We start from the raw sequence: 25,344 nt of genomic DNA, 5'->3' as shown, positions 1-25,344 counted from the left end.
GATCAACCAGATGGAACAGTTCTCACCGTTCGGGGGTGTGCTGGAGATGAGTCACCGTGAAGAGCCGCGCAGTGGCCGTGGGTGTTTCGGGGCCGTGGTCGTCGTGCCGTTCCTGGCACTGGGCGGCATGTTCGCGTTGATCGCCTTGACGGGGTCGCCGGTCGAGGCGCCGTTGGCCGCGCCTCCGCCCGCTCGGCCCTCTGCCCCTCAGTGGTGGACTGAGCCGTTCGAGACCGGGGTCTCGCTGGCCACCGTTACCGAGACCGTGGTGGCGGAGGGGGCGGCTCGGGAGGTTCGGGCGGCTCGGATGGCCACTCAGACTCGGGTTGTCGGGACCACCGTCACCGAGACTGTTCGGGTTTCCGGTAGCAAGCCTGCTGCTGCTGGGCGGAATGAGCCTGGGGAGCCTGAGGAGGAAGAGCCGGCTTCGCCGCCTTCTTCGGATTCGGCTTCGCCGCCTGTGGTCACGACTTCGGTGCAGTCCACTGTGTCCAGTGTGGAGCCTCCGCCTGTCGAGGCGCCCGTTTCCACGGTTCCGCCTGTGGATCCGCCTGCTGAGGTTCCGCCGTCCACGCCCCGGGCTGAGGATCCTGTTCCGCCTGTTACTTCGCCTGTCACCACGCCTGTTGCGCCTCCGTGTGATCGGACCGAGCCTCCTTCGGAGGAGTCGGGTGAGGAGCCTGTGGTTTTCCCTGCCGAGGATCTGGCCACGTCCTCCGCGCCCTTGGCAGGGGTTTGAGGGTGAGGCTGAGGCCTTCTTCCGCCTGGCCTCAGCCTCCCCTTGTGTTTGGAACGCACAGATTGGTTGTGCAGTGCGGGGTTGGGTGTTGCCCGCCGGTTTGGCTTGACTGACCGGCTGTGTCCCTGGGTCGCCTGGCCTGCGGGGTGGCGGCTTTGCCGCTGCCCCGTTTCTGCGTTGGGGTGTGTGCGTTGGTTGGGTTGCGGGCGGCTGTGGCGGCTGCTTCCTGGGGCTCCGCCCCAGACCCCGCCAATCTGATCCAAAGCCGGGGCCTGCGCCGTGCGTGGGTTGATGGCACGCCTGGTGCGTTGGGCGGAGTTGCGTTGCTTTGGTGGTTGCGTTGGTGGGGTGGCTTCGTCACGAGTCGAGCCAAGAGCGGACCACATCAGGGAAGGGGTGTCAACTCGACGAAAAGCGTGTCGAGTTGACACCCCTTCCCTGATGCAGCAAGAGCTGTGGCACGACTCGTGACGAAGCCACCCCACCCGGACCGCTTGGTAAGGACGGCTCGCCTTCGGCTTCGCATGCGATCAGGCTTGCCATGATCGCGCGCTCGGACGGGCTTGCCTTCGGCTTGAAGCCAAGGGGACCCCTGCGTGAGCCTGCCTGGTGGTGCTACTGGGGCACGCTTGCCCGTGCGTAGGCGTCGGCCCCGCTGAACACGTTTTGGCCGTACTCCACGGAGTTGTTGTAGGTGAGGACGGCTGCCCACCAGCCCTGGCCCGTGCCCAGGTCGCGGGCGCCGCCTCCGCACAGGTAGCGGGCTGCGGTGAGGGCCGCGTCGTCGATGTTCTGCGGGTCTGCCGGTAGGCCGTCGCCTGCTGCTCGTTTTGCCCAGCGGTTCCAGGTGCCCGGGATGAACTGCATCGGGCCCACGGCTCGGTCCCACGTGGTGTCGCCGTCCAGGCGGCCGCCGTCGGTGTCCTTGATCGCCTTTACGCCTGGGCCGCCGTCCAGGGGGATGCCGATGATCGGGCGGGACGGCAGGCCGTTCTCCTGCAGGCGGGCGCCGTTGATGTTGCCGTGGTGCGACTCGATTCGGCCGATGCCCGCGAGGGTGGCCCAGCTGATTCGGCAGGCTGGGAAGTCCTGTTGCATCGTCAGGTCTGCTTGCGCGTAGGCGTGCAGGGCGCGGACTGGGATGTCGGTTTTTCCCGCTACTCGGGTTGCCCAGTCGGCCAACGGGTTGGCGGTTGCCGTCGTTCCCGGGGAGGCGGCGTTGCCTGGGGCGGCCGCGCCTGGTTCTACCTCCTGGATGGGGACCAGGAACGGGGGTGGGCCCAGGGGAGCTGCGTCTTTGCGGTTCAGGGCGCCCAGGCCCCAGGCGCCCGCGGCTACTACGACCATCAGCAGCAGCACCAGGACGATGCGGCCGAAGATGTTGCCGGAGCGGTTGCGGCGGGCGGGTTCCTGGACGGGCGGCGGCGGGACCATTGCACCCAGGCTACGTGCTTCCTGGAGCAGGTGGCGGCGTGAAGCGTGATGAGACCGGCACTGATGGCGGCTGGACAATCAGGTGAGCCTTACCTTAAATAAGGCTGACCTAATTTGTGGAGGCGTCGGGATGCTGTTTGCCAATGGGCTGATCGGGCTGCGCGAGGGCCTTGAGGCTGCGCTCGTGGTGAGCATCTTGATCGCATTCCTCGTCAAGACGGGCAGAAGGTACGCGCTCAAGTGGGTTTGGGTCGGTGTCGTGACCGCTGTGGCACTGTCCGTAGCGGCCGGCGCGATCATCACGTTCAGTGCTGCCGGCATGACGTTTGAGCAGCAGGAAGCGTTCGGCGGGACAATGTCGATCATTGCGGTCGCGTTCGTCACGGGAATGATCTTCTGGATGCGGCGGGCGGCCAAGACGATTGCGTCCGAGTTGCGCGGCAAAATGGACGAAGCGCTCAAAATCGGGCCCTTCGCGATCGTTCTTGTGTCCCTTTTGTCCGTTGGTCGGGAAGGGTTGGAGACGGCGGTCTTCTTCTATTCCAGTGTGCAGGCCGCCGGAGGCGGGACGACGGAGCCGCTCATCGGGTTCCTGTCGGGGATCCTGGTGGCCGTCGTGATCGCCGCGATGCTCTACCAGGGGGCGATCCGGTTCGATCTCGGCAAGTTCTTCACCGTCACGGGTGTGCTGCTCGTGTTCGTGGCGGCGGGCGTGCTCAGTTACGGCATCCACGACCTGCAGGAAGCCGCGATCCTGCCCGGGCTGAACACGCTGGCGTTCGACATCAGCGACACCCTGCCGGAGGACTCCTGGTACGGGGCGCTGCTCAAGGGCTTCTTCAACTACTCGCAGCGGACGTCCGTGCTGCAGGCCATCGCGTGGGTCGGCTACGTGGTTGTGGTGCTGTCCCTGTTCCTCATCCGGCCGCGCCGTCGCGTCGCCGTGGCCAACTGATCATCTACTGGAGCAACCGTGCGCAAGACAGCAGTCATCCTGGGCTCACTCGCGATGCTGGCGGCGTGCAGCGGTAACGGCGGCACGACCGGCGCGAGTGGCAACATCGCGGTCGAGGCGAGTGACGACGCGTGCAAGGTCGCCAGGACCGAGGCCGGCACCGGCAACGTCACGTTCGAGGTGGTCAACAAGGGCACCAAGGTGACCGAGTTCTACCTCTACGCCGAGGGCGACCGGATCCTCGGCGAGGTCGAGAACATCGGGCCCGGGCTCACCCGCAAGCTGATCGTCGAGGTCACGGAGTCCGGCAAGTTCCAGACCGCGTGCAAGCCCGGCATGAAGGGCGACGGCATCCGAGGCGACTTCACGGTCACCGGTGACGCCAAGAAGTCGACCGACGGCAACGCGTTGCTGGCCGAGGCGACCAAGAGCTACGGGCGCTACGTCAACTCGCAGGCCGACCAGCTGCTGGTGAAGACCGAGGAGTTCGTCAACGCCGTCAAGGCCAAGAAGGTCGACGACGCCAAGGCGCTCTTCCCCGTGTCGCGGCTGTACTGGGAGCGCATCGAGCCCGTCGCGGAGAGCTTCGGCGACCTCGACCCCAAGATCGACGGCCGCGAGGACGTCATCGAGGAGGGCATGGCGTTCACCGGCTTCCACCGCCTGGAGAAGGACCTGTGGGAGTCCGGGCTGCAGGCCGACTCGGACAAGATCGCGGACCAGTTGCTGGTCGACGTCAAGGAGATCGTGTCCAAGGCGAAGGCCGTCGAGCTGACGCCCGTGCAGCTCGCCAACGGTGCCAAGGAACTGCTCGACGAGGTCGCCACCGGCAAGATCACCGGTGAGGAGGACCGCTACTCGCACACCGACCTGTGGGACTTCCGCGCGAACGTCGACGGGTCGCAGGCCGCGATCGCCGCGCTGCGTCCCTTGGCGGAGCAGAAGGACAAGGCGCTCGTGTCCACTTTGGACGAGAAGTTCAAGGCGCTCGACGAGGCGCTGGAGAAGCACCGCAAGGGTGACGGGTTCAAGCTCTACACCGAGCTGAGCCAGGACGAGATCAAGGCGCTGGCAGAGGCCGTCGACGCGCTCGGCGAGCCGGTCAGCAAGGTAGCGGAAGTGGTGTCGGCCAAGTGACCGGAGTTCCCCGTCGCAGGTTGCTCGGGTTCGCGGGCGCCGGTGTGGCGCTCGCGGGCGCGGGTGCCGCCGCCGGCGTGCTGGCGGCCAAGCCGTCGTCGCCCGAGGTCGAGAACGTCGCCGCGGCCAAGGTGCCGTTCCGCGGCGATATCCAGGCCGGCATCACCACGCCCGCGCAGGACCACATGCACTTCGTCGCGCTGGACGTGAAGACGAAGAGCCGTGACGAGCTGATCAGCCTGCTCAAGGAGTGGACGCTCGCCGCGGAACGGATGACCGCTGGTCAGGAGGCCGCGGAGAACGGGGCGGTCGGCGGCAACGCCGAGGCTCCGCCGAAGGACACCGGTGAGGCGCTGGACCTCCCCGCGTCCGCGCTGACGATCACCATCGGCTTCGGGCCGTCGTTGTTCGACGACAGGTTCGGGCTCAAGGACCGGCGGCCGGAGCGGTTGATTGACCTGCCGCGGTTCCCGCAGGACGACCTGGATCCCGCGCGCAGCAACGGTGACATCTGCATCCAGGCCTGCGCGAACGACCCGCAGGTCGCCGTGCACGCCATCCGCAACCTGGTGCGCATCGGGTTCGGGCGGGTCGCGGTCCGCTGGTCGCAGCTCGGCTTCGGCCGCACGTCCTCGACCACACGGGAGCAGGCGACGCCGCGCAACATGTTCGGGTTCAAGGACGGCACCCGCAACATCAAGGCCGAGGACACCGAGCATCTCAAGAACCACGTGTGGGTGTCGAAGGAGGACGGGCCGGACTGGCTCGTCGGCGGCACGTACCTGGTGTCGCGCCGGATCCGCATGCACATCGAGATCTGGGACCGCACCTCGCTCGTCGAGCAGGAGCAGATCGTCGGCCGCACCAAGGGCGAGGGCGCTCCGCTGGGACAGCAGAAGGAGTTCGACGAACCCGACCTGCACGTCAAGGGCGCGGGCGGGATCCCGTTGATCGGCGAGATCGCGCACATCCGGCTCGCGGCGCCGGAGTCGTTGAACGGCGCCAGGATCCTGCGCCGCGGCTACAACTTCACCGACGGGTCGGACGGGCTCGGGCACCTCGACGCGGGACTGTTCTTCGTGGCGTTCAACCGGGACTCGCGCACGCAGTTCGTGCCGATGCAGCAGGCGCTGTCCACAAAGGACGACATGATGGAGTACGTGGAGCACACCGGTTCCGGGCACTTCGCGGTGCCGCCGGGCGTGCAGGAGGGCGGGTTCTGGGGCGAGGGCCTGTTCCGGTGATCAGTTCCCCAGGGCCAGCCGGGCTTTGACCTCGCCGAGCGCTTCCTGGTACTCGGGTGACGGGTGCATCGCGACCGCCATCCGCAACTGGGCGAGCGCCTCGGTGAGGCGGCCCTGCCGTTGCAGGGTCTTGCCGAGGGCGAACCGCGCGTAGTGGTCGCTCGGATCGAGGTCGAGCACCTTGCGGAACGCCTCTTCGGCCCTGTTGAGCTGCGCGGACCCGAGATAGGCCCGGCCGGCCAGCAGCTGCACCGACGGCGCCTCCCCGGCTTCGGCCAGCACCTGTTTCAGCTCGCGCAACGCGTCGAGCGGCCTGCGTTGCGCCATCAACGCCTCGGCCTTCCGAAACGCCTCGAAGGTGCCGTCCGTCATTCGATCAACGTTACCTATCGCCTGCCGGTTCTTCGACTGCCGTCCGGGCGACAGAACCTGAATGAGTGGCAGTGCCGAGCCAGCACGCTCCGAAACCGAGCACCAGTCCGGCCACGACCCCGGCCGTCGGCACCTGCCCGAGCAACGGCCACGCGATCAACGCCGTGACGGACGGGACCACAGAGGACAGCGTGGTCATCGCCGCTGCGCCGCCCCTGCGCACCCCGACCAGGAACAGCGACGCGCCGCCCATCGAGTTGACCAGCACCAGGAACGCGAGGGTCAGCCAGAGCTGCCGCCAGTCCGTGACCGGGGAGCTCTCGGTCAGGGCCAGCAACCCGACGACCGGCACCGACACGGCGTGCTGCACGGCGTTGCCGCTGCGGAAGTCCGTGTCCCGGCAGAACCTCTGCTGGTACACGCCACCCGCGACGAACCCGAGCATGCCGAGCACCGTGAACACCGCACCGGTCCCGAACGACCCCAGCCGGTCCCACAACGCCGCCAGCACCGCCGTGACCCCGAGCACCAGCCCGGCGACCTGCCTCAGTCCTATTCGGACACGGAACACCCGGGCGGCCACCACGGCCGTCAGCACCGGCGTGCACGAGATGACCAACGCGGTCACAGAAGCCGGCACACCCATCCGCAGCCCGAGGTACACACCGGAGAACTGGCACGCCTGCACCAGCAACCCGGCCACGCACGTGTGCACGAGCTGCCGTCCGCGCGGCCGGCTCGCGCTCGTCACCAGGGCCACGACCGCCATCAGCGCGGCGGCGATGGCGAACCGGATCGTGGTCATCAGGAACGGCGGCGCCACGGCCACCGCGAGGGCGCCGACCGGATAGCCGGACGCCCAGACCAGCACCGTCGTGGCCGCGAAGCCGGGTTTGATCCGCACGGACTCCAGCACTACCAGCCTCGCCGCTACGGAGCGAGGGTTTCGTTCCACGCCTTGGACATCCGGTGGACCGCCTCGGTGATGATCTCCGGCGAGGTCGCGAGGTTCATCCGCACGAAGCCCTTGCCTCCCGTGCCGAACGGAATGCCGGAGTTCAGCGCGACCTTGCCGCGCTTGAGGAACGTCCTGGCGGGGTCGTCGCCGAGCTCGCGGCAGTCCAGCCAGGCGAGGTAGGTGCCCTGGCCCGGCGTGTACCGGACGGCGGGGAGGTGTTCGGCCAGCAGTCCGGCGAGCAGTCGCCGGTTCTCGTCCAGCCCGTCCAGCAGGGCGTCCAGCCAGTCGACGCTGTGCCGGAACGCCGCGGTGTGGGCGAGGATCCCGACGTGGCTCGGCCCGTGGCCGACCTCCTCCGGCAGCCGGGCGAGATCGTCGGCCGCGCCGGGACCGGCGATGGCGAGCGCGGCCTTGAGCCCGGCGAGGTTCCACGCCTTGGAGGCCGACATCAGCGACAGCCCGTCGTCCGCGACGCTCAGGTACGGCACGAAACCCTCGGCCGTGAGCGGAGCGTGGATCTCGTCCGCCACAACACGTACGCCGTGTGCTCGCGAGATCCGTGCGACTTCTTCGAGCTCGGCGGCGGTGTGCACGGTGCCGGTCGGGTTCTGCGGGTTGCACAGCAGGTAGACCGAGCCCTTGCCCGCCTTGACGAACGCCGCTTCCAGCACGGCGAAGTCGATCCGCGCGTGCGCGTCCAGCGGTGCCTCGACCACCTGGCGGCCCAGGGACTCGACGAACTGGAAGAACGGCGGGTAGACCGGGCTGTTGACGACGACGGGCGCGTCCCGGTGGGAGACCAGCCGGAACATCTCGACGACGCCCATCATCACGTCCGGCACGATCTTCGTCCGTTCGACCGCGGGCGCCCAGTCCCACCGCGTCTTCGCGAACTCGGCGAGCGCCTCGGCATAGGCGGTGCCGTTGGGGTAGCCGGTGTCGCCGCGCTCCACCGCCTCGATGATCGCGCGCGCCACGGGTTCGGCGAGCGGGACGTCCATCTCGGCCACCCACACGGGCAGCACGTCCTCGGGGTAGTGGCGCCACTTCATGCTGGTCCGGCGCCTGAGCTGGTCGAGGGTCAGCTGACGTAACGGGTTCGCACTGGTCATGCAGCAAAAGCTAGGGGAACTCGCGGGCAAGGTGTTTGCGTTCTTTGCTCATGGACGCCGTGGACCGCAAAATTCTTGCTGAACTACAGCGCGACGGGCGAATCACCGTCACCGACCTCGCCCAGCGCGTGCAGCTGAGCATCTCGCGCTGCCAGCGGCGCCTGCGCGAGCTGGAACGCGACGGCGTCATCCACGGCTACCGGGCCGTGGTGGACGCGGCCGCCCTCGGGTTCGGCTTCGAGGCGCTCGTCTTCGCCAAACTGAGGCTGGACACCATGGACGACTTCGACCGCGCGCTGGTCGACGTGCCGAACGTGGTGGAGGCGCAACGGTTGTTCGGCAGCCCCGACTACCTGCTGCGCGTCGTCACCGCGGACCTCGCGTCGTACCAACGGTTGTACGAGGAGACGCTGGCGAAGCTGCCCGGGGTGCGCGGGCTGACGTCGACGATCGTGATGAAGCAGGTGATCGAGCCGCGCCCGCTGCCGGCCAACCCGTGAGCTACCAGCCGAGAGCCGTCGCGTACGTCTGCGACTGCCAGTCCAGTGGGGAGGGCAGCGCGGCGAACTCGTACCTCTGCACCGAGGCACCCGTCGCGTCGCGGACCAGGTCGGCCGCCTCCCGTGTCAGCGCACCCAGTTCGGCGACCGCGACGGGCTCCGCGCGCTCAAGCACCCGCCGCCCCCTTCACCCGTGCCAGCGCCGCCGGTCTGTGCTGATCGCGTGCGAGCTTCTCGGTGACCGTCCAGTCGATCTTCCGGGCGAGCGCTCGCAGGATCGACTCGGCCTCGGCTTCGTCGATTCCGCCGAGCCCGGGGCGAGCGGCGACGTCGAGCGCCGTCTGCTCCGGCGTGGTCATCCACCCCGCCGTGAGATCGGTTTCCACGCGTTCGAGGTCAAGGCGGCGTACGTCGCGCTTCACGAAGACCACGTCGCCCACGTTGGTGCGCAGCACGGGCCGTTGCTTGGGTGCGGCGACGACCGCCGTGCCGATGGCGCGCGGCAGGGCGCCGTGCCGACGGGCCGCGGTGATGCTCATGAGCGCTACGGCATCCCTGCCGTAGTCGGCCTGGGCCACGCCGAGCGCGACCGCCGCTAGATCCGGGCGCCATCGTGGATCGCCCAGCCGTTCCATCGGGGCCAGCGCGTAGTAGCCGGTGCTGATGCGGCTGAGCACCGCCTGCTCGAGCAACCGCTCGAACTCGCTGCGAGGGTGGGCGTACACGTCTCCCGCATCCCTCGGACGCAGCACCTTGTTCTCTCGCCTGGCGAGTGTGGTCGGGATGGTGACGCGGTCATTCATACGATCTCCGTAGGCTTGGAGCCTACGTTCATAGTACTCGTTTCGTTCGGGCATGCGGGGAATGCCCGGCGGCGTTGTCACGTTGCATGAGCCTGCGCTTCTCACTGATGGGTCCGGTACGAGCCTGGCGAGACGACGAGGAGATCGACCTGGGGCCGCGCCAGCAACGCGCGGTGCTGGCGGCGTTGCTGCTGAACAACGGCATGCGCCTGAGCAACGACCAGCTGATCGGCATGGTCTGGGACGACCCGACGCCGAGCGCGGTCATGGCGTTGCGGACGTACACGTACAAGATCCGCAAGGCCATCCCCGAGCTGGACCTGAAGTCCAAGGACGGTGGCTACACGCTCAGGGCCGAGATCTTCGACGACTGCCGCGACGAGCCGCTCGAAGGCCTGAGCAGCACCTACTTCGAGGCCCAGCGCGCCAGGATCGCCAACGAACGGCTGCAGTGCCGTGAAGCCCTGCTCGAACGCGAGATGGACGTCCTCGAACTCCAGAAGCACGTCGCGGCCTTCCCACTCAGGGAACGGACGCGCGCTCTCCTCATGCAGGCCCTCTACCGCGACGGCAGGCAGGCCGACGCCTTGGAGCAGTTCCATCAGGCACGCGCCCTGCTCAACGACGAACTCGGCCTCGAACCCGGCCCCGAGCTGCGCGAAGTGCACGCGCAGATCCTCCGGGGCGAGCTGAACCTGTCGCGCCGGCCCGAGCAGCTGCCGCCCGGCCTGCCCGACTTCACCGGCCGCACGGCCGAGATCGCGCAGGCGCTCCAGACCCTCCCGCGCACCGTCGGCATCACCGGCATGCACGGCAGCGGCAAGACGGCGCTGGCCACCCACGTCGCGCACCTCGCCAAGCACGGCTACCCCGACGGGCAGATCTTCGTCCGGGGCAAGGACGTGGCCAACGAGCTGCTGCGCGCGGTCGGCGTCGAGAACCCCCGCGGTGACAAAGCCGCGCTGTGGCGGGACAAGGCGCGCGGCAAGCGGTTCCTGATCGTCGTCGACGACGTCCACGACCCCGCCCAGATCGCGGACCTGCACACCCCGGGCTCGGCCATGATCCTCACGAGCCTGCGCCGGTGGAACGAGCTGCCCAGCGTGACCTGGGTGAAGCTCGCCGGGCTGACCGAGGCCGAGGCGAACCAGTTCTTCCGCAGAGTCCTCGACCCCGCCAGGGCCGACGCCGAGGCGGACGTCGTGGACGAGGTGCTGGCGCGCGTCTCGTACCTGCCGAACCCCATCCGCGTGCTCGGCGGCAAGCTCACCGGCCGCCCGAACTGGACCGTCACGATGCTGCTGGCCCAGATGAAACGCGAGACGCAGCTCGGCGAGGCCATTCCGTCCGACTGCATGGCCGTGGTGGCGCCGATGATCAAGGCGGACCAGCAGATCACCGAGCGGGAACGCCACCTGCTGCAGTGCTTCGCGCGCCGCGACGCGGACGTGATCGACGTGTGCGAGGCGGCGGAGATGTCCGGCGCCGATCCCGGCGCGATCGAGTTCCTGCTGGAGTCACTGGCCGACGTGCACCTGATCGAACCGCTGGTGCTCGGCCGGTACCGGCTGCCGAGGTTCGTGCGGATGTACTTCGGGTGGCGCGCACCCGCGCTGATCAGCTGATTCATCAGGAATTTATGGCCTGACGATGTGGCGTCGGCAGGTTCGTAGACATGTCAACGAAGGAACTCGCAGGCAAGAAGGCACTCGTCACCGGCGCCACCTCCGGCATCGGCCGCTCCATCGCGGTCAAGCTCGCGGAAGCAGGCGCCACCGTCTACGTCACCGGTCGCCGCGCGGAACTCGGCAAGGAGACCGTCGCGCTGATCGAACAGGCCGGCGGCACCGGTCACTTCATCGTCTCGGACGTCGCCAGCGTCGACGACGTCCGCAAGCTCGCCGAGGAGGTCGGCGAGGTCGACGTGCTCGTCAACAACGCGGGCATCTTCCCGTTCTCGCCGACGCCCGAGCAGTCCGTCGACGTCTACCAGAAGGTGTTCGACGTCAACGTCCGCGGCACCTACTTCCTCACCGCCGCCCTCGCGCCCGCGATGGTCGCCAAGGGCAAGGGCTCGATCGTCAACGTCTCGTCGATCGCGGCCGTGGTCGGCACCCCGGTCGGCTCCGTCTACAACGCCTCCAAGGCCGCGATGGACGCGCTGACCCGCTCGTGGGCCATCGAGTTCGGCCCCGCCGGGGTCCGCGTGAACTCCGTGGCGCCCGGCCCGGTCGCCACCGACAAGGCCCTGGCGGAAGCTGGTGAGGTGTTCGAGGCGATCGCGAAGGACCTCCCCCTCCAGCGCGTCGGCCAGCCCGACGAGATCGCGGAGGCCGTGCTGTTCCTGGCTTCCGACAAGGCCAGCTTCATCACGGGCTCGGTGATCACGGCCGACGGCGGCTACGTCGCGAGCTGAGCCAGCACGGTGCGCAGGGACGAGGGCGACTCGACGTGCACGTTGTGGCCCGCGCCGGGGAACGAGACCGGCTCGGGCACCAGCTCCCGCAGGTGCTCCTGAGGGCTCATCGGGTCGTTCTCACCCGCCGCCAGCACGACGTGGGCCTGCGCGGCCATGATCAGCCCGGCCATGTCCGGCCGGCCCACGCCGAAGGCCCTCATGTCCAGCGACGGCGCCCATCCACCGTCCACTTCGGACACGCCGTGCCGCAGCGGCACCCCCGCCATCTTCGAGGCCCGCTCGACGGCTTCCTCCTCGGTGGCGAAGACCTTCCCGGGCTTCGCGGCGAGCGCGGACGCCTTCCGCAACTCCTCGTCGGTCCACTGAACCTTGATCCCGACGCCGACACAGGTCGTGACCTCGACCCCGAACCACCCGCTCGCCAGCGCCAGCCCGACGACACCGCCCAGCGAGTGCCCGACGATCGTGACGGGCTCACGCGGGATCTCGTCCGCGACGGCCGCCGCGAACGAACCGAACGAGTACCGGTCGATCGCCGCGCTTCGTCCGTGACCAGGCAGATCGGGCACGAGCCAGCTGCCGGACCAGTCCTTCACGACGTCCTGCCACACCTCGCCGGTAGCGCCCAGCCCGTGCAGCAGCACCAGCATCGGCCCGTTTCCACCACGTTCGACATGAAGCACGTCAGAATCCGTTCTATGCCCAGGACCGATGCCGACCTCATCGTCGACCCGGACACGTATACCTCGGGAGTCCCGTACGACGCACTAACCCGGCTGCGTGAGAAGAACGTGGTGCGCATCGACGACTTCTGGGCCGTCTTCCGCCACGAGGACGTCCGCACGGTCCTGAGGACGCCTTCCGTCTTCTCCTCGCACCGCGGCGCCACCCAGATCCGCGACCCTTCGCCAGACGACCTGGCGTACGTCCAGCGCATGATGCTCAACCAGGACCCTCCTGAGCACTCGCGGTTGCGCCGCCTGCTGACCAGGGCTTTCACGCCCCGCGCCGTGGCGCTTCTGGAAGACCGCATCCGCTCGAACGCCCGCGAGATCGTGGCCGGCCTGTCCGGGGACTTCGCGCACGACGTCGCCGACCTGCCGCTGCTGACCCTGGCCGACGTCTTCGGCGTTCCCCGCCAGGACAGAGCGCTGCTCTACGACTGGAGCAACCGCGTGATCGGCTTCCAGGACCCGGACTACGCGCTGTCGTCCAGCTCCACGGCCGGCATGACCGACATGGCGCTGGAAGCGTTGCAACTCCGCCCTGACGACGGCCGCGACCCGCGCGCACGGGACGGCATGCCCGACCTCTACGCCTACGCGCACGCGTTGAGCTCGTACAAACGCGCGCATCCGTCTGAAGACGTCCTGAGCAATCTCATGCAGGAGGACATCTCGCTGGAGGAGTTCGAGAACCTCTTCTGGCTCTTCTCCGTGGCGGGCAACGAAACCCTGCGCAACGGCATCCCCGGCGGCATGATCGCCCTGCTCTCCCACCCTCGCGAGTACGCACGCCTGCGCGCCGACCGTTCGCTGCTTCCCGTTGCGGTGGAAGAGATGCTGCGCTGGTGGACGCCGGTCATGCACTTCCGCCGCACGTGCGTGCGGGACACCTCGTTGTCCGGGCAGGAGATCCGGGCGGGGGAGAAGGTCGTCGTCTGGTTCTCCTCCGCCAACCGGGACGAGCGCGTGTTCACCGAGCCGGACCGGTTCGACGTGGGGCGGCGGGAGGCCGACCACCTGAGCTTCGGGCACGGGCCGCACTTCTGCCTGGGCGCGCAGCTGGCGCGGACGCAGATGCGGGCCGTGTTCGACGCGGTCCTCGATCTGCCGGGGATGCTGGAGCTCGACGGGGAGGTCAGCAGGTTGCGGTCGAACTTCCAGAACGGCGTGAAGCACCTGCCTGTGAAGATGGTGTCGTGAACACCTCGGAATGGTCGGCCGGGGAGAACTCCCCGCTGCTGCTGATGCGGTTCGAGCCGCAGGTGCTGACGGAGGAGTTCGGGATCGTCTTCACCGAAGACGTGGACGAACTCGGTCCGCTGAAGCTCGCCGTGCTGGAGCGCTCGTTCGGGACGATGGGCCTGGTGCGGTACGTCGACTCGTCGATGAGGGGCACCGCCGTCTACGTCGACGAGGCCGCCGATCTCGAACTCGCTCATCGTGCGGTCGTGAGCGAGTTCGGGCTGACCGGCCAGGACATCAGCTGGGCGGCGCGCACGGCAGGTCTTCTGAACGCGGTGCGCGACAACGCGCGTCTGCGGGAGGTGCTCGCGTCCTTCGGGTTCGACGTGAGCCGCGCCGGCGTCCGAGGCACCGCGTCGATCGAATCCGGACTTCCGCTCGAACCGCTTGCCGGTGACTTCGCCGGAGGACGGTTCTACCTGTGCGGAGACGCCGAGTGGGAGCGTCAGGTCCTGTACGCGAGTGCGGAAGGGCAGGCCGGCCTCATCGCGAGCAGTCTGCGTGAAGCCCTGCAACTGGTCATCGGGCTGCCCTCTTGGCAGGACTGCCTGACCTGTGCGGGCGGCGTGCGCATCGACTTGACGGCGGATGCCGCGGAGGCCTCCGAACTCCTCTCGCTCGACCTCCCACCGCAGGACGTGCTGCTGAACCGCCTGCACGCCGCGGTCGCTCGTTCCGCACCCGAGTTCGTCTTCCGGGACGAGACGGGGGAGTACGAAGGCCTCGACGGCTCCTCCCTCCCTGAAACCTCACCGAAAACCGGCGGACACGTGGGCTATGGGCGGCGCGAGGCTTCTGGCACGATTCAGTAGACCGGTGCCGATGGCCCCACTGTGATCCGACGGTGGCGAGCCCCTGCCGGTCACCTGGCCCAAGTAGGCTCGTCGCGAGACGAGACGCAGGAGAAACAGGGAGCGCAAGTGGCGGTCATCGAGCAGGTCGGAGCACGCGAGATCCTGGATTCTCGCGGCAACCCCACCGTCGAGGTCGAGGTGGCGCTGGACGACGGCACGCTGGAGCGTGCGGCTGTTCCGTCGGGTGCTTCGACCGGTGAGCACGAGGCGGTGGAGCTGCGGGACGGCGACGCCAAGCGGTACGGCGGCAAGGGCGTCGAGCGCGCGGTCACCGCGGTGCTCGACGAGATCGGGCCCGAGCTGGTCGGCATCGAGGCCGTCGAGCAGCGCATCGTCGACCAGAAGCTCGTCGACCTGGACGGCACGCCGGACAAGGGGCGTCTCGGCGCCAACGCGATCCTCGGCGTGAGCCTCGCGGTCGCGAAGGCGGCGGCGACGAGCTCCGGCCTGGAGCTGTTCCGCTACATCGGCGGACCGAACGCCCACGTGCTGCCGGTGCCGATGCTGAACATCCTCAACGGTGGCTCGCACGCCGACACCGAGGTGGACATCCAGGAGTTCATGATCGCGCCGATCGGCGCGGAGACCTTCCGCGAGGGCCTGCGCTGGGGCACCGAGGTCTACCACGCGCTGAAGTCCGTGCTGAAGAGCAAGGGCCTCGCGACCGGCCTGGGCGACGAGGGTGGCTTCGCGCCGTCCCTCGGCAGCAACCGCGACGCGCTCGACCTGATCCTCGAGGCCATCGAGAAGGCCGGTTACCGGGCGGGCCGTGACATCGCGCTCGCGCTCGACGTGGCCGCCACGGAGTTCTTCTCCGACGGCGCCTACACGTTCGAGAAGAACAAGCGGTCCGCCGAGCAGATGATCGGCTACTACTCCGAGCTCGTCCGCGACTACCCGATGGTCTCCATCGAGGACCCGCTGTCCGAGGACGACTGGGACGGCTGGGTGCAGATGACCGCCGAGCTGGGCGAGAAGGTCCAGATCGTCGGCGACGACCTGTTCGTCACGAACCCGGAGCGCCTGGAGGAGGGCATCTCCCGCCGCGCCGCCAACGCGCTGCTGGTGAAGGTCAACCAGATCGGCACGCTCTCCGAGACGCTCGACGCGGTCTCGCTGGCCACGTCGTACGGCTACAAGTCGATGATGTCGCACCGCTCGGGCGAGACCGAGGACACGACCATCGCCGACCTCGCCGTCGCGACCGGTGCCGGCCAGATCAAGACCGGTGCTCCGGCGCGTGGTGAGCGCACCGCGAAGTACAACCAGCTGCTGCGCATCGAGGAGAGCCTCGGCGATGCGGCGCGCTACGCGGGTGAGCTCGCGTTCCCGCGCTACACGCCGGAGAGCTGAGAGGCTTAAGGCATGGCCGAGCGCGCGCGTCGTCCCCGTCGCCCCCGCGAAGAGCGGGAGGCGAGGCCCGCACGCGCGCGCAAGCCACCCCGCCCGAAGGCGCCGTCGCGGCGCAGTGAGGGCACGGGCGGCGCGTTCGGCATGACCGGCACGCGACGGGCCGCGATGTTCGCGATGGTGCTGTGCGCACTGGCGCTGAGCATCGCGGTCCCGTTGCGGACCTACCTCTCGCAGCGCGACGAGCTGCGGGACGTGGGCGCTGAACAGCAGAAGCTCAGGGAGACGGTCGCCGCACTGGAACAGCGCAAGGCGCAACTGCAAGACCCGGCGTACGTCGAGATCGAGGCGCGCAAGCGGCTGCACTGGGTGCGGCCCGGCGAGACGCCCTACATCGTGCAACTGCCGGGTGACGAGAGTCGCAACACTGAAACGGAGAGGCCGTCGGGCAAGCAGGCGGCACAAGGGTCTTGGTACGAGGAACTGTGGGAATCGGTGACGCACAAGTAAGTGCTGCTGACCTGGAAACGGTCGCTCAGCAGCTCGGCCGCACGCCGCGCGGGACACGTGCGATCGCCTCGCGGTGCCCCAGCGGGCACCCGAACGTCGTTCAGACGAACCCGCGGCTGCCCGACGGGACGCCGTTCCCGACGCTGTACTACCTGACCTGCCCGAAGCTGAACTCGCTGGTCAGCACGCTGGAAGGCGGCGGGCTGATGAAGGAGCAGCAGGAACGTCTGGCGGTGGACGCCGATCTGGCCGCGGCCTACCAGCGCGCGCACGAGGCGTACCTCGCCGAGCGCGACGCCATCGAGTCGCTGGGTACCCAGGTCACCGCTGGCGGCATGCCGGTCCGGGTCAAGTGCCTGCACGTGCACGTCGCGCACGCCCTCGCGAAGGGCCCCGGCGTCAACCCCATGGGGGACGAGGCGCTGGCACTCCTGGCCGAGCAGGGACTGTGGCCCGCAGGTGAATGTTCGGCGAGTTAACGGTCAACGGAACCGAACGCACGCTTCACTCCGTCTTGGGTACACCTAGGCTTCGGAGTGGGGCAGGGTGGAACAGGTCACCGACGGGGGCGTTCGCCGTAACTGCAGGACGGCGAGCCGCGATGACACACGAGAGGTGAGAATTCGTGGCAATGGCCAAACTGCGCGGACCGTCGGCGTTGACCCCTAGGCAAAAGGGCTTCGCCGTCGCTGCGCTGGCTGCGATGCTCGCCCCGGCGATGATCGTCGGCACCAAGCTCGTCGACTGGGTCAACCTCGCGAAGCACAACGACATCGCCGTCTCGCTCGGCCCCGCCGACGTCTTCGGCGCCCTGCACCGCGACCCGGCGGAGCTCGGCGCGTCCGGCCGCCTGCCGCTGTCCGAGGAACTGAGCGCCGCACTGCTCGCCGACCTGGAAGACGGCGGCCTGGATCTCGACGACGGCGGCCTGGTCGACGACATCCCGGGCGTGCACGACATCCCCGGCGTCATGGTCGAGGCCTACCTCCGCGCCGAGGACAAGATGGCCGAGCTCGTGCCCGGCTGCAACCTCGACTGGGCACTGCTCGCGGGCATCGGCAAGGTCGAGTCGAACCACGCCAACAGCGGCCGCGTGAACGCCGTCGGCGACGCCACCCCCAAGATCCTCGGCCCGGTCCTCAACGGCGCCCCCGGCATGGCCGCCATCAGCGACACCGACGGCGGCCGCCTCGACGGCGACAGCACCTGGGACCGCGCGGTCGGCCCGATGCAGTTCATCCCCTCGACGTGGGCGAGCTTCGGCGGCGACCTGAACGACGACAACAACGTCAACCCGAACAACATCTACGACGCCGCCCTGGGCGCCGGCCGCTACCTCTGCGCCGGCGGCGGAGACCTGACGAAGCAGGCCGACCGAGCCGCCGCCGTCTTCCGCTACAACCACTCCACGACGTACGTCGAGACGGTCCTCAAGTGGGCCAAGCAGTACAGCGAGAACGTCGACATCCTGCCGAACCTCCCGGCCACCGGGGACAACGCGCAGAACCCGGCGCCGGGCAACAACAACCCCGGCACGCCGACGACCCCGCCGCCGACGACGACAACTCCGCCGACGACGACGACCACGACGACCACCACGACGACGCCGCCGAACTGCCCGACCACGACGACGAGCACGACGAGCACCACCAGCTCCACCACGACGTCGACGACCACGTCGACCACCACGCCGCCGTCCACGTGCACGACTACGACCACTACGACGCCGACGACGACCACCACGACCACGACGACAACCACCACGACGACGACAACCACGACGCCGCCGCAGCAGAACTCGTCCACCGGCGCGTCGCAGTCGTCCACGAGCAACGCCGGCAGCAGCAGCGCCAACAGCTCGTCCGCCCCCACCTCGCAGAGCTTGGTCACGAGTACGGCGAGCTAGCACGGCGTGTCGGGTTGGAACGATTCCAACCCGTACTTCGTTCGGGGCGATTCGGGCAGAGACGTTGGAGCGAAGGGGATCTCGTCTCCTAGCTTCGTCTGCATGCCGAAGCGCAACTCAAGCGTGGTGGGCCGGGAGTTCGGTCAGGGCGTCCGCGACGCCATCGAACAGAGCGGCATGACCCAGCGCGGACTCGCCGAACTGCTGGACTGGCAGGAAGCCAAGATCTCCGACGCGGTGAACGGCAAGGGCGGCATCACCGAGGTCGAGCTGATCCGGTTGCTCTCCTACTGCCGCACCCCTTACGCGGAAGTCGAGCGCATGGTCGCGCTCTACCGCGAATCCCGGGAGAAGGGCTGGCTCCAGTTCCCCGAGGACGGAGTACCGGACCAGGTGCACTCGCTCATCAGCCAGGAACGTCTCGCCAGCAAGATCACCGTGTGGTCGATGAACCTCGTCCCCGGCCACCTCCAGATCGCCGGCTACATCCGTGCGGCGTCCGAGAAGTCCGCCAAGATCAAGCCGGCTGACATCGATTCGTTGATCCGGGCGAAGCTCGACCGGCAGTCGATTTTGAGGCCTGGCCGGGAGTTCGTCTTCTACGTGCACGAGCAGGCGCTCAGATTGCCTGTTGGCGGCCCGGATGTGATGCGCGCGCAGCTGAACCACATCCAGGTGATGCTGGTGCGGCAGTACATCACCTTCAGGATCGTGCCGATCGCGATCGGTGCGCACGCTGGGATGTCCGGCTCGTTCACCCAGCTCAACTATCACAAGTTCGAGCCGGTGGTCTTCATCGAGAGTCAGAACTCCGGTCTCTTCCTGGAGGACAAGGGATCGCTGGACAGCTACGCCAACGTTTTGAAGCGGTTGGATCAGGACGCCTTGGATGCGGAACAATCGAGGAGGTTGATCGCCACCATGCTTGCCTGAGGAGGCCTGCCGCATGTCCGAATGGCGCAAGAGCAGCTACAGCCCTGAGGCGAGTGACTGCGTCGAGGTCGGGCACGGCGTCGGCATCCGTGACAGCAAGGCCCCCGCCACCCACCTCCCGGTCTCCGCGAGGGCCTGGGCGGTGTTCCTCGAGCTCGTGAAGTCGTGAGGGTGAAGTTCGTCGTCTGACGAAGTTAACCCGGCGAACTCAGCCCAGTTCGATTGATCGGCTTCCGGTAAATCGGGTGGCACGGACCGAGATCCTTGACATGGTGCCGGTGTGCGTCTCGACTACCCGCTGAAGACCGGCCGTCTCCTCCTGCGCCCCTTCGAACCGGGCGACCTCGACGACTTCCACGCCTACCGCTCGCGCCCGGACGTCTTCCGCTACCTCTACGACGAGCCCGTCAGCCGTGAGGAGTGCGCGGAGCTGCTGGCCAAGCTGGTGAGCGACAACGAGCTCGCCGAGGAGGGCCAACGGCTCGCGCTGGCCGTGCACCTGCCGGACGCGGGCAGGGTCATCGGCAGCACCGTCCTCAAGTGGCGCAGTGAGAAGGACCGGCAGGGCGAGATCGGCTACAGCCTCAACCCCGACTTCCAGGGCCACGGCTACGCCTCCGAGGCGGCCAGGGCGATGCTCGCACTCGGGTTCGACGGCCTGGGGCTGCATCGGATCGTCGCCGAGTGCGACCCGCGCAACGAGCCGTCGTGGCGCCTCATGGAACGCCTCGGCATGCGCAGGGAGGCGCACTTCCGGCAGAACGAGATCTTCAAGGGCGAGTGGGGTGACCTCTTCGTCTACGCGCTCCTGAAAGAGGAGTACGAGCGTGCTCAGGCCTGACTATCCGATCAGGACCGCCCGTCTCGTCCTCAGGCCCTTCCGGCCGAGCGATCTTGACGACGTCTTCGCCTACCGGAGCCTCCCCGACGTCACCCGCTACCTGCACGACGAGCCGTACACCCGCGCGCAGGCCGCGGAGAACCTGGCCAAGTGGATCGGCCAGCGCGAGATCACCGAGGAGGGCCAGTGGCTGGCCACCGCGGTCACGCTCGACGGCCGCGTCATCGGCGAGGTCGACGTCACGTGGCGCAGCGAGGAGCACCGGCAGGGCGAGATCGGCTACATCTTCAACCCCGCGTTCCAGGGCAAGGGGTATGCGCGGGAGGCGGCCGAGGTGATGCTCGAGATCGGGTTCGAGGGCCTCGGGCTGCACCGGATCGTCGCCGAGTGCGAGGTGCGCAACGAGCCGTCGTGGCGGTTGATGGAACGGCTGGGCATGCGCAGGGAGGCGCACTTCCGGCACCACGAGTTCTTCAAGGGCGAGTGGGCCGACTGCTTCGTGTACGCGATGCTTGCCGAAGAACATCGGAACCACTGAGGAGTGCCCATGTCGCGGGTCGCGGCCATCGACTGCGGAACCAACTCGATCCGGCTCTTGATCGCGGACGTGACGAAGCGCGAGGACGGCACCGCGTGGCTGCGGGACGTCCATCGCGAGATGAAGATCGTCCGGCTCGGGCAGGGCGTGGACGCGACCGGGCGGTTGCACCCCGACGCGATCGAACGCACGCGCCAGGCCCTTCTCGACTACGCGCGCACGATGCAGCGCAAGGGCGTGGAGGTCGCACGGATGGTCGCCACGAGTGCCACGCGGGACGCGAGCAACCGCGACGAGTTCTTCGGCATGACCGAGTCGATCCTCGGCGCGCCCGCGGAGGTGATCACCGGGGACGAGGAGGCAAGGCTGTCCTACCTCGGCGCGGTGGCCGATCTTGACCCGGACGAGGGACCCTTCCTCGTCACCGATCTGGGTGGTGGCAGCACCGAGTTCGTCTTCGGCACGGGCGCCGAGGTGGAGGCCGCGAGGTCGATGGACATCGGCTGCGTGCGGCTCACGGAGCGGTTCATCCACTCCGATCCGCCCGAGAAGGACGAAATCGAACAAGCGGAAGCGTTTGCGCGCGCGGCGATCAAAGAGGCTTTCGAAGTCGTCCCCGTCGAGAAGACGAAGACGTGGATCGGGGTCGCCGGCACCGTTACGACATTGTCAGCCCTGGTCCAGGGGCTGGAGGTGTACAACAGCGACGATATTCACCTCTCCCGCATCACACTTGACAATGTTCGTGAAATCACCGACCGTATCCTCTCCATGACGCATGATGAGCGTGCCTCGCTGGGACCCATGCACCCCGGTCGAGTGGACGTGATCTGCGGTGGAGCGGTGGTACTGCGTGCGATTGCCGAGGAGCTGGAGAATCGCGCGCGAATTCGCACGCTCGTGTGCAGCGAGCACGACATCCTCGACGGCATCGCGTTTTCGCTGGTCTAGCGCCGAATTAAGGTGCGCTTGAGGTGATCGTGACAATTTTGTGACCGATTTCGGAGCGCGTACTACTGGACGCCCCGGTTAACGTCCTCTCACGTTTTGGGAGGTGGACGAGACCTCCCGGGGAGGCGCGCGCACGCAATATCTGCGGAGCGGCGCCGGGGAAAGGCGGGAGAGACTGATGTCGCGATCACGGGTTGCGTGGGTGGCTTTGCCAGCCGCGCTCGCCATGACGCTCAGCGCATGCGGCGGCGGTGGCGGTAGCACCAACGCCACCGATGGCAAGGACAACCCGGACGGCACGGTGTCCATCTACGGCACCGAGCCCAAGAGCACCTTGTTCCCGGCCAACACGACCGAGGCCGGCGGTGGCAAGGTCACCGACTCGCTGTTCTCGCGGCTGGTCGGCTACAAGACCGAAGACGGCGCGCCCTACAACTTGATGGCCGACTCGATCAAGTCGGATGACGCCAAGGTCTACAACATCAAGATCAAGCAGGGCTGGAAGTTCCACGACGGCACCGAGGTCAAGGCGAAGAACTTCGTCGACGCCTGGAACTGGGCCGCGTACGCGCCGAACGCTCAGCAGGCGGCATCGTTCTTCGCCCCGATCGCGGGCTTCGAGGACGTCCACCCGGCCGACGAGAACGCCAAGCCGGCCAAGGACAAGATGTCCGGTCTCGAGCTCGTGGGCGACTACGAGTTCAAGGTCACCCTCAACGGCCCGACCTCGGTCTTCACCACGATGATCGGCTACACGCCGTTCTCGCCGATGGCCGACTCGTTCTTCGCGGACCCGAAGGCCGCCGAGGCCAAGCCGATCGGCAACGGCCCGCTCAAGTTCGTCTCCCGCACGCCGAACGCGCTGATCAAGATGGAGCGCTTCGACGACTACAAGGGCGAGGACAAGGTCCACTTCAAGACCTTGGACTACAAGATCTACTCCTCCCAGGAGACCGCGTACCAGGACCTGGTCGCGGGCAAGCTGGACTTCATGGAGGCCCTGCCCCCGTCGGCCAAGGTCGGCGAGAAGTACAAGGCTGACCTCGGCGACGCCGTCGTGACCGCGAACCTGCTCGGCCAGAGCGCGATCGCGTTCCCGCAGTACATCGACGCGTTCAAGAACGTCAAGCTGCGCCAGGCCGTCTCGATGGCCATCAACCGCGAGCAGATCACGAAGACCGTGCTGGCCGGCTCGTACGTGCCGTCCACCAGCTTCGTCTCGCCCGGCATCAAGGGCTACCGCGCGGACACCTGCGGCGAGTACTGCAAGTTCAACCCGGAGAAGGCCAAGCAGCTCTTCGCCGAGTCGGGCTTCACCGGCAAGCTGACCATCCAGTCCAACCAGGACGGTGGCCGCAAGGAGCCGCTCGAGGCGGCGTGCAACAGCATCAAGCAGACGCTCGGTGTTGACTGCGAGTTCGTCGGTGCCACCAACTTCGGTGCGTTCCGTCAGATCGTCGACGGCAAGCAGCTGACCGGCATGAGCCGTTCGGACTGGTCGGCCGACTACCCGTCGATCGAGAACTTCCTCAACCCGCTGTACCGCACCGGTGGTTCGTCGAACGACTCGAACTACTCGAACCCCGAGGTCGACGCGCTCCTCAAGAAGGCCGACCAGACGGCCAACGAGGACGAGGCGATCAAGATCTACCAGCAGGCGGAGGACCTGATCGCCAAGGACCTGCCCTCCATGCCGACCTGGAACGAGAAGGGCATCGGCGGTCGTTCCAAGAACCTGCTCGACGCCAAGATGTCGTTCAAGCGTCAGGGCGCCCTGGAGTCGTTCCGCGTCAAGGCCTGATTGCCTAACACCTGAGTTCTGAACACCGTCCGGCCCCGCGTCCCTCGAGCGTTACGGGCGCGGGGCCGGACCGGTGTTCAGGACCTTGGGCGCCCCCCACCACGCAAGGAGCCGACCTCATGGGTCGCTATGTGCTGCGCCGTCTGCTGCAGCTGATACCGGTCTTCCTGGGGACCACTTTTCTGATCTACGCCCTGGTCTGGGCCATCCCGCAGGACCCCTTCGCGGGCAAGTGCGGCCAGCGGCCGTGCGATCCGGCCTACATCGCCGAGATGAGCCAGAAGCTCAACCTCAACGACCCGTTGGTGATCCAGTACTTCAAGTACCTGGGCAACCTGCTCGTCGGTGACTTCGGCACCACCTTCAACGGCGTCTCCGTCGGTGAGCAGATCGCCACCTCGTGGCCGATCACGCTCAAGATGGGCATCATCGCGCTGATCATCGAGGCGGTCATCGGCATCGTCGCCGGTGTCCTCACGGGTCTGCGCAAGCAGGGCTTCCTGGACAACCTGGTCCTGGTCTCGACCCTGTTCCTGATCTCGCTCCCGGTCTTCGTCACCGGTTTCGTGCTGCGGCTCTACCTCGGCCCGCAGGGCTTCGACCTGATGGACACCTCGGTCAGTTCGGATCCGACGTTCGGCGAGCTGATCCTGCCCGGCTTCGTGCTCGGCAGTCTCTCGATGGCCTACGTCGCCCGGCTGACCCGCTCGAGCATCGTCGAGAACCGGCGCGCCGACTACGTGCGCACGGCCATCGCCAAGGGCCAGCCGCAGAGCCGCGTCGTCGGCATCCACCTGCTGCGCAACTCCCTGATCCCGGTGATCACGTTCCTCGGCACCGACCTCGGCAGCCTCATGGGTGGCGCGATCGTCACCGAGGGCGTCTTCAACATCAACGGCATCGGCGGCCTGATCTTCCGCGGCATCCAGGAGAAGGAAGGGATCATGGTCACGGGCATCGTGACCCTGCTGGTCCTCGTCTACCTGCTGATGAGCCTGATCGTCGACCTCCTGTACGCCGTTCTCGACCCGAGGATTCGCTATGAGTGACCCAGGATCCGTGTCCGGCGGAACCGGACTCGAGGCGTCCGCGGCGGCAGGAGTCGACCAGCTCAGCCACGTCGACGACTCGTCGCAGAAGCAGAAGAAGCCGCGCTCGCTCTGGAGCGACGCGTGGGGCGAGCTGCGCACCAAGCCCACGTTCATCATCTCGCTGGTGATCATCGCGATCATCGTGCTGATGGCGATCTGGCCGACGCTGTTCACGTCGGTCGACCCCCGTCACGCCGATCTCGACAAGTCGCTGCAGTCGCCCTCGGGCGCCGCGTGGTTCGGCTACGACCTTCAGGGCTACGACGTCTACGCCCGTGCGATGCACGGCGCCCGCGCGTCGCTGCTGGTCGGGATCTTCGCGACGCTGCTGACCGTGCTGATCGGGTCGACCGTCGGCATCATCGCCGGCTACGCGAAGACGTGGATCGACAGCGTGTTGTCGCGCTTCAGCGACATCTTCGCCGGCATCCCGTTCGTGCTCGGTGCGATCGTCATCCTGACGACGCTCAACGCGCCCACGGAGAACCCCGGCGTCTTCCGGATCATCACGCAGGTGGTGCTCTCGATCGCTGTGCTGTCGTGGCCGGTGGCCATGCGCATCATGCGTTCGGCGACGCTCGTGGCGAAGCAGCAGGACTACGTCAAGGCCGCCCGCGGTCTCGGTGCGTCCCCGCTGCGGATCGTGTTCCGGCACCTGCTGCCGAACACCGTGGCGCCCGTGCTGGTGTACGCGACGATCGCCCTGGGTGCCTTCATCGGCGCCGAGGCGACGCTGGCGTTCCTCGGCATCGGCCTGCGTCCGCCGGTCGTGTCGTGGGGCGTGATGATCTCCGAGTCGCGCGACTACTTCCAGTCGGCTCCGCACATGCTGCTGTTCCCCGCGGGCTTCGTCACGATCACCGTGCTGGCCTTCGTCATGCTCGGTGACGCCGTGCGCGACGCCCTCGACCCCAAGTCCCGATAGGGGA

27 protein-coding genes are annotated in these 25,344 nt (G+C 67.7%); 20 read left to right on the top strand and 7 right to left on the bottom strand.

Going from position 1 to position 25,344, the window contains the following annotated elements; all coding sequences use genetic code 11:
* Nucleotides 1-1,354 precede the first annotated feature (1,354 nt).
* Complete coding sequence (locus BM417_RS33320) at nucleotides 1,355-2,173, bottom strand: lysozyme family protein (protein WP_093602726.1); 819 nt, start codon at nucleotides 2,171-2,173, stop codon at nucleotides 1,355-1,357.
* Nucleotides 2,174-2,303: 130 nt separating this feature from the next.
* Between BM417_RS33320 and efeU the strand changes: the two genes are divergently transcribed.
* From efeU to efeB, 3 genes are read left to right on the top strand one after another with little or no spacing between them, the layout of a single operon-like run.
* On the top strand, nucleotides 2,304-3,128 hold the full coding sequence (gene efeU, locus BM417_RS33315) for an iron uptake transporter permease EfeU (RefSeq protein WP_093602724.1): 825 nt from the start codon (nucleotides 2,304-2,306) through the stop codon (nucleotides 3,126-3,128).
* Between the two features lie 54 nt (nucleotides 3,129-3,182).
* On the top strand, nucleotides 3,183-4,265 hold the full coding sequence (gene efeO / locus BM417_RS33310; RefSeq protein WP_093602821.1) for an iron uptake system protein EfeO: 1,083 nt from the start codon (nucleotides 3,183-3,185) through the stop codon (nucleotides 4,263-4,265).
* Nucleotides 4,262-5,509: an iron uptake transporter deferrochelatase/peroxidase subunit gene (efeB, locus tag BM417_RS33305; protein ID WP_093602722.1), complete on the top strand. Its 1,248-nt coding sequence runs from the start codon at nucleotides 4,262-4,264 to the stop codon at nucleotides 5,507-5,509. Before efeO ends, efeB begins: the two co-directional genes overlap by 4 nt.
* Here efeB and BM417_RS33300 read toward each other — a convergent pair whose 3' ends face one another.
* The 3 genes from BM417_RS33300 to BM417_RS33290 are packed head-to-tail and all read right to left on the bottom strand — an operon-like array spanning nucleotide 5,510 to nucleotide 7,951.
* A complete protein-coding gene (locus BM417_RS33300) occupies nucleotides 5,510-5,881 on the bottom strand; it encodes a tetratricopeptide repeat protein (protein ID WP_093602720.1) in 372 nt (123 codons plus the stop codon).
* 10 nt (nucleotides 5,882-5,891) lie between these two features.
* On the bottom strand, nucleotides 5,892-6,797 hold the full coding sequence (locus BM417_RS33295; protein ID WP_177320727.1) for a DMT family transporter: 906 nt from the start codon (nucleotides 6,795-6,797) through the stop codon (nucleotides 5,892-5,894).
* A 14-nt stretch (nucleotides 6,798-6,811) separates the two neighbouring features.
* Nucleotides 6,812-7,951 carry a MalY/PatB family protein gene (locus BM417_RS33290; protein WP_093602716.1) on the bottom strand — a complete coding sequence of 380 codons (1,140 nt, stop codon included), beginning with the start codon at nucleotides 7,949-7,951 and terminating at the stop codon, nucleotides 6,812-6,814.
* A 50-nt stretch (nucleotides 7,952-8,001) separates the two neighbouring features.
* Here BM417_RS33290 and BM417_RS33285 point away from each other — a divergent pair, with 50 nt between their 5' ends.
* Nucleotides 8,002-8,451: an Lrp/AsnC family transcriptional regulator gene (locus tag BM417_RS33285; RefSeq protein ID WP_093602714.1), complete on the top strand. Its 450-nt coding sequence runs from the start codon at nucleotides 8,002-8,004 to the stop codon at nucleotides 8,449-8,451.
* A 1-nt stretch (nucleotide 8,452) separates the two neighbouring features.
* Here BM417_RS33285 and BM417_RS48120 read toward each other — a convergent pair whose 3' ends face one another.
* Nucleotides 8,453-8,626, bottom strand: coding sequence for a hypothetical protein (locus BM417_RS48120; RefSeq protein ID WP_177320726.1), 174 nt, complete (start codon nucleotides 8,624-8,626; stop codon nucleotides 8,453-8,455).
* On the bottom strand, nucleotides 8,619-9,254 hold the full coding sequence (locus tag BM417_RS33280; RefSeq protein ID WP_218164640.1) for a type IV toxin-antitoxin system AbiEi family antitoxin: 636 nt from the start codon (nucleotides 9,252-9,254) through the stop codon (nucleotides 8,619-8,621). Before BM417_RS33280 ends, BM417_RS48120 begins: the two co-directional genes overlap by 8 nt.
* A gap of 107 nt (nucleotides 9,255-9,361) precedes the next feature.
* Between BM417_RS33280 and BM417_RS33275 the strand changes: the two genes are divergently transcribed.
* Together BM417_RS33275 and BM417_RS33270 are read left to right on the top strand one after the other, a co-directional pair.
* Nucleotides 9,362-10,879: an AfsR/SARP family transcriptional regulator gene (locus BM417_RS33275; protein WP_177320725.1), complete on the top strand. Its 1,518-nt coding sequence runs from the start codon at nucleotides 9,362-9,364 to the stop codon at nucleotides 10,877-10,879.
* A gap of 50 nt (nucleotides 10,880-10,929) precedes the next feature.
* A complete protein-coding gene (locus BM417_RS33270; protein ID WP_093602710.1) occupies nucleotides 10,930-11,670 on the top strand; it encodes an SDR family NAD(P)-dependent oxidoreductase in 741 nt (246 codons plus the stop codon).
* Here the strand turns inward: BM417_RS33270 and BM417_RS33265 are convergent.
* Nucleotides 11,655-12,356, bottom strand: a complete 702-nt coding sequence (locus BM417_RS33265; protein ID WP_245822316.1) for an alpha/beta fold hydrolase — start codon at nucleotides 12,354-12,356, stop codon at nucleotides 11,655-11,657. The two genes, BM417_RS33270 and BM417_RS33265, sit on opposite strands and share 16 nt — an antisense overlap.
* A 15-nt stretch (nucleotides 12,357-12,371) precedes the next feature.
* Here BM417_RS33265 and BM417_RS33260 point away from each other — a divergent pair, with 15 nt between their 5' ends.
* The 14 genes from BM417_RS33260 (at nucleotide 12,372) to BM417_RS33185 (ending at nucleotide 25,340) form a co-directional block, all read left to right on the top strand.
* Entirely contained in the window at nucleotides 12,372-13,598 is a 1,227-nt protein-coding gene (locus BM417_RS33260; protein ID WP_093602706.1) for a cytochrome P450, read from the top strand.
* Nucleotides 13,595-14,452 carry a hypothetical protein gene (locus BM417_RS33255; protein WP_218164639.1) on the top strand — a complete coding sequence of 286 codons (858 nt, stop codon included), beginning with the start codon at nucleotides 13,595-13,597 and terminating at the stop codon, nucleotides 14,450-14,452. Before BM417_RS33260 ends, BM417_RS33255 begins: the two co-directional genes overlap by 4 nt.
* A gap of 108 nt (nucleotides 14,453-14,560) precedes the next feature.
* Nucleotides 14,561-15,847 (top strand): phosphopyruvate hydratase, encoded by a 1,287-nt coding sequence (gene eno / locus BM417_RS33250; RefSeq protein ID WP_093602704.1) that lies wholly within the window; start codon nucleotides 14,561-14,563, stop codon nucleotides 15,845-15,847.
* A 12-nt stretch (nucleotides 15,848-15,859) separates the two neighbouring features.
* Nucleotides 15,860-16,354: an FtsB family cell division protein gene (locus BM417_RS33245; RefSeq protein WP_245822315.1), complete on the top strand. Its 495-nt coding sequence runs from the start codon at nucleotides 15,860-15,862 to the stop codon at nucleotides 16,352-16,354.
* The gene (locus BM417_RS33240; RefSeq protein WP_245822314.1) at nucleotides 16,330-16,833 is read left to right on the top strand and encodes a DUF501 domain-containing protein; all 504 of its coding nucleotides are present in this window, start codon (nucleotides 16,330-16,332) and stop codon (nucleotides 16,831-16,833) included. Before BM417_RS33245 ends, BM417_RS33240 begins: the two co-directional genes overlap by 25 nt.
* A gap of 152 nt (nucleotides 16,834-16,985) precedes the next feature.
* Entirely contained in the window at nucleotides 16,986-18,260 is a 1,275-nt protein-coding gene (locus BM417_RS48115) for a lytic transglycosylase domain-containing protein (protein WP_407656191.1), read from the top strand.
* 102 nt (nucleotides 18,261-18,362) lie between these two features.
* The gene (locus tag BM417_RS33220) at nucleotides 18,363-19,193 is read left to right on the top strand and encodes a helix-turn-helix domain-containing protein (protein WP_093602696.1); all 831 of its coding nucleotides are present in this window, start codon (nucleotides 18,363-18,365) and stop codon (nucleotides 19,191-19,193) included.
* A 13-nt stretch (nucleotides 19,194-19,206) separates the two neighbouring features.
* A complete protein-coding gene (locus tag BM417_RS33215) occupies nucleotides 19,207-19,362 on the top strand; it encodes a DUF397 domain-containing protein (RefSeq protein ID WP_093602694.1) in 156 nt (51 codons plus the stop codon).
* A 111-nt stretch (nucleotides 19,363-19,473) separates the two neighbouring features.
* Nucleotides 19,474-20,034: a GNAT family N-acetyltransferase gene (locus tag BM417_RS33210; RefSeq protein WP_093602692.1), complete on the top strand. Its 561-nt coding sequence runs from the start codon at nucleotides 19,474-19,476 to the stop codon at nucleotides 20,032-20,034.
* Entirely contained in the window at nucleotides 20,021-20,572 is a 552-nt protein-coding gene (locus tag BM417_RS33205; RefSeq protein ID WP_093602690.1) for a GNAT family N-acetyltransferase, read from the top strand. Before BM417_RS33210 ends, BM417_RS33205 begins: the two co-directional genes overlap by 14 nt.
* 9 nt (nucleotides 20,573-20,581) lie before the next feature.
* Nucleotides 20,582-21,523 carry a Ppx/GppA phosphatase family protein gene (locus BM417_RS33200; RefSeq protein ID WP_093602688.1) on the top strand — a complete coding sequence of 314 codons (942 nt, stop codon included), beginning with the start codon at nucleotides 20,582-20,584 and terminating at the stop codon, nucleotides 21,521-21,523.
* Between the two features lie 178 nt (nucleotides 21,524-21,701).
* The gene (locus BM417_RS33195) at nucleotides 21,702-23,324 is read left to right on the top strand and encodes a peptide ABC transporter substrate-binding protein (RefSeq protein WP_093602686.1); all 1,623 of its coding nucleotides are present in this window, start codon (nucleotides 21,702-21,704) and stop codon (nucleotides 23,322-23,324) included.
* Between the two features lie 119 nt (nucleotides 23,325-23,443).
* Complete coding sequence (locus tag BM417_RS33190; RefSeq protein WP_093602684.1) at nucleotides 23,444-24,373, top strand: ABC transporter permease; 930 nt, start codon at nucleotides 23,444-23,446, stop codon at nucleotides 24,371-24,373.
* Nucleotides 24,366-25,340, top strand: coding sequence for an ABC transporter permease (locus BM417_RS33185; RefSeq protein WP_093602682.1), 975 nt, complete (start codon nucleotides 24,366-24,368; stop codon nucleotides 25,338-25,340). Before BM417_RS33190 ends, BM417_RS33185 begins: the two co-directional genes overlap by 8 nt.
* The last annotated feature ends 4 nt before the right edge of the window (nucleotides 25,341-25,344 follow it).

This window comes from Lentzea waywayandensis, assembly GCF_900115955.1.
GTDB lineage: Bacteria > Actinomycetota > Actinomycetes > Mycobacteriales > Pseudonocardiaceae > Lentzea > Lentzea waywayandensis.
Note: the sequence above shows the minus strand (reverse complement) of the source record. Positions and strands in the feature narration are given on the sequence as shown.

Coding starts and splice junctions, on each gene's coding strand:
- BM417_RS33260 (WP_093602706.1), top strand. CDS start 12,372: ATGCCCAGGACCGATGCCGACCTCATCGTCGACCCGGACACGTATACC.
- efeO (WP_093602821.1), top strand. CDS start 3,183: ATGCTGGCGGCGTGCAGCGGTAACGGCGGCACGACCGGCGCGAGTGGC.
- efeU (WP_093602724.1), top strand. CDS start 2,304: ATGCTGTTTGCCAATGGGCTGATCGGGCTGCGCGAGGGCCTTGAGGCT.
- BM417_RS33280 (WP_218164640.1), bottom strand. CDS start 9,254: ATGAATGACCGCGTCACCATCCCGACCACACTCGCCAGGCGAGAGAAC.
- BM417_RS33270 (WP_093602710.1), top strand. CDS start 10,930: ATGTCAACGAAGGAACTCGCAGGCAAGAAGGCACTCGTCACCGGCGCC.
- BM417_RS33185 (WP_093602682.1), top strand. CDS start 24,366: ATGAGTGACCCAGGATCCGTGTCCGGCGGAACCGGACTCGAGGCGTCC.
- BM417_RS33285 (WP_093602714.1), top strand. CDS start 8,002: ATGGACGCCGTGGACCGCAAAATTCTTGCTGAACTACAGCGCGACGGG.
- BM417_RS33300 (WP_093602720.1), bottom strand. CDS start 5,881: ATGACGGACGGCACCTTCGAGGCGTTTCGGAAGGCCGAGGCGTTGATG.
- BM417_RS33220 (WP_093602696.1), top strand. CDS start 18,363: ATGCCGAAGCGCAACTCAAGCGTGGTGGGCCGGGAGTTCGGTCAGGGC.
- BM417_RS33195 (WP_093602686.1), top strand. CDS start 21,702: ATGTCGCGATCACGGGTTGCGTGGGTGGCTTTGCCAGCCGCGCTCGCC.
- BM417_RS33290 (WP_093602716.1), bottom strand. CDS start 7,951: ATGACCAGTGCGAACCCGTTACGTCAGCTGACCCTCGACCAGCTCAGG.
- BM417_RS33245 (WP_245822315.1), top strand. CDS start 15,860: ATGGCCGAGCGCGCGCGTCGTCCCCGTCGCCCCCGCGAAGAGCGGGAG.
- BM417_RS33200 (WP_093602688.1), top strand. CDS start 20,582: ATGTCGCGGGTCGCGGCCATCGACTGCGGAACCAACTCGATCCGGCTC.
- BM417_RS48115 (WP_407656191.1), top strand. CDS start 16,986: ATGGCCAAACTGCGCGGACCGTCGGCGTTGACCCCTAGGCAAAAGGGC.
- BM417_RS33320 (WP_093602726.1), bottom strand. CDS start 2,173: ATGGTCCCGCCGCCGCCCGTCCAGGAACCCGCCCGCCGCAACCGCTCC.
- BM417_RS33215 (WP_093602694.1), top strand. CDS start 19,207: ATGTCCGAATGGCGCAAGAGCAGCTACAGCCCTGAGGCGAGTGACTGC.
- BM417_RS33190 (WP_093602684.1), top strand. CDS start 23,444: ATGGGTCGCTATGTGCTGCGCCGTCTGCTGCAGCTGATACCGGTCTTC.
- BM417_RS33275 (WP_177320725.1), top strand. CDS start 9,362: ATGGGTCCGGTACGAGCCTGGCGAGACGACGAGGAGATCGACCTGGGG.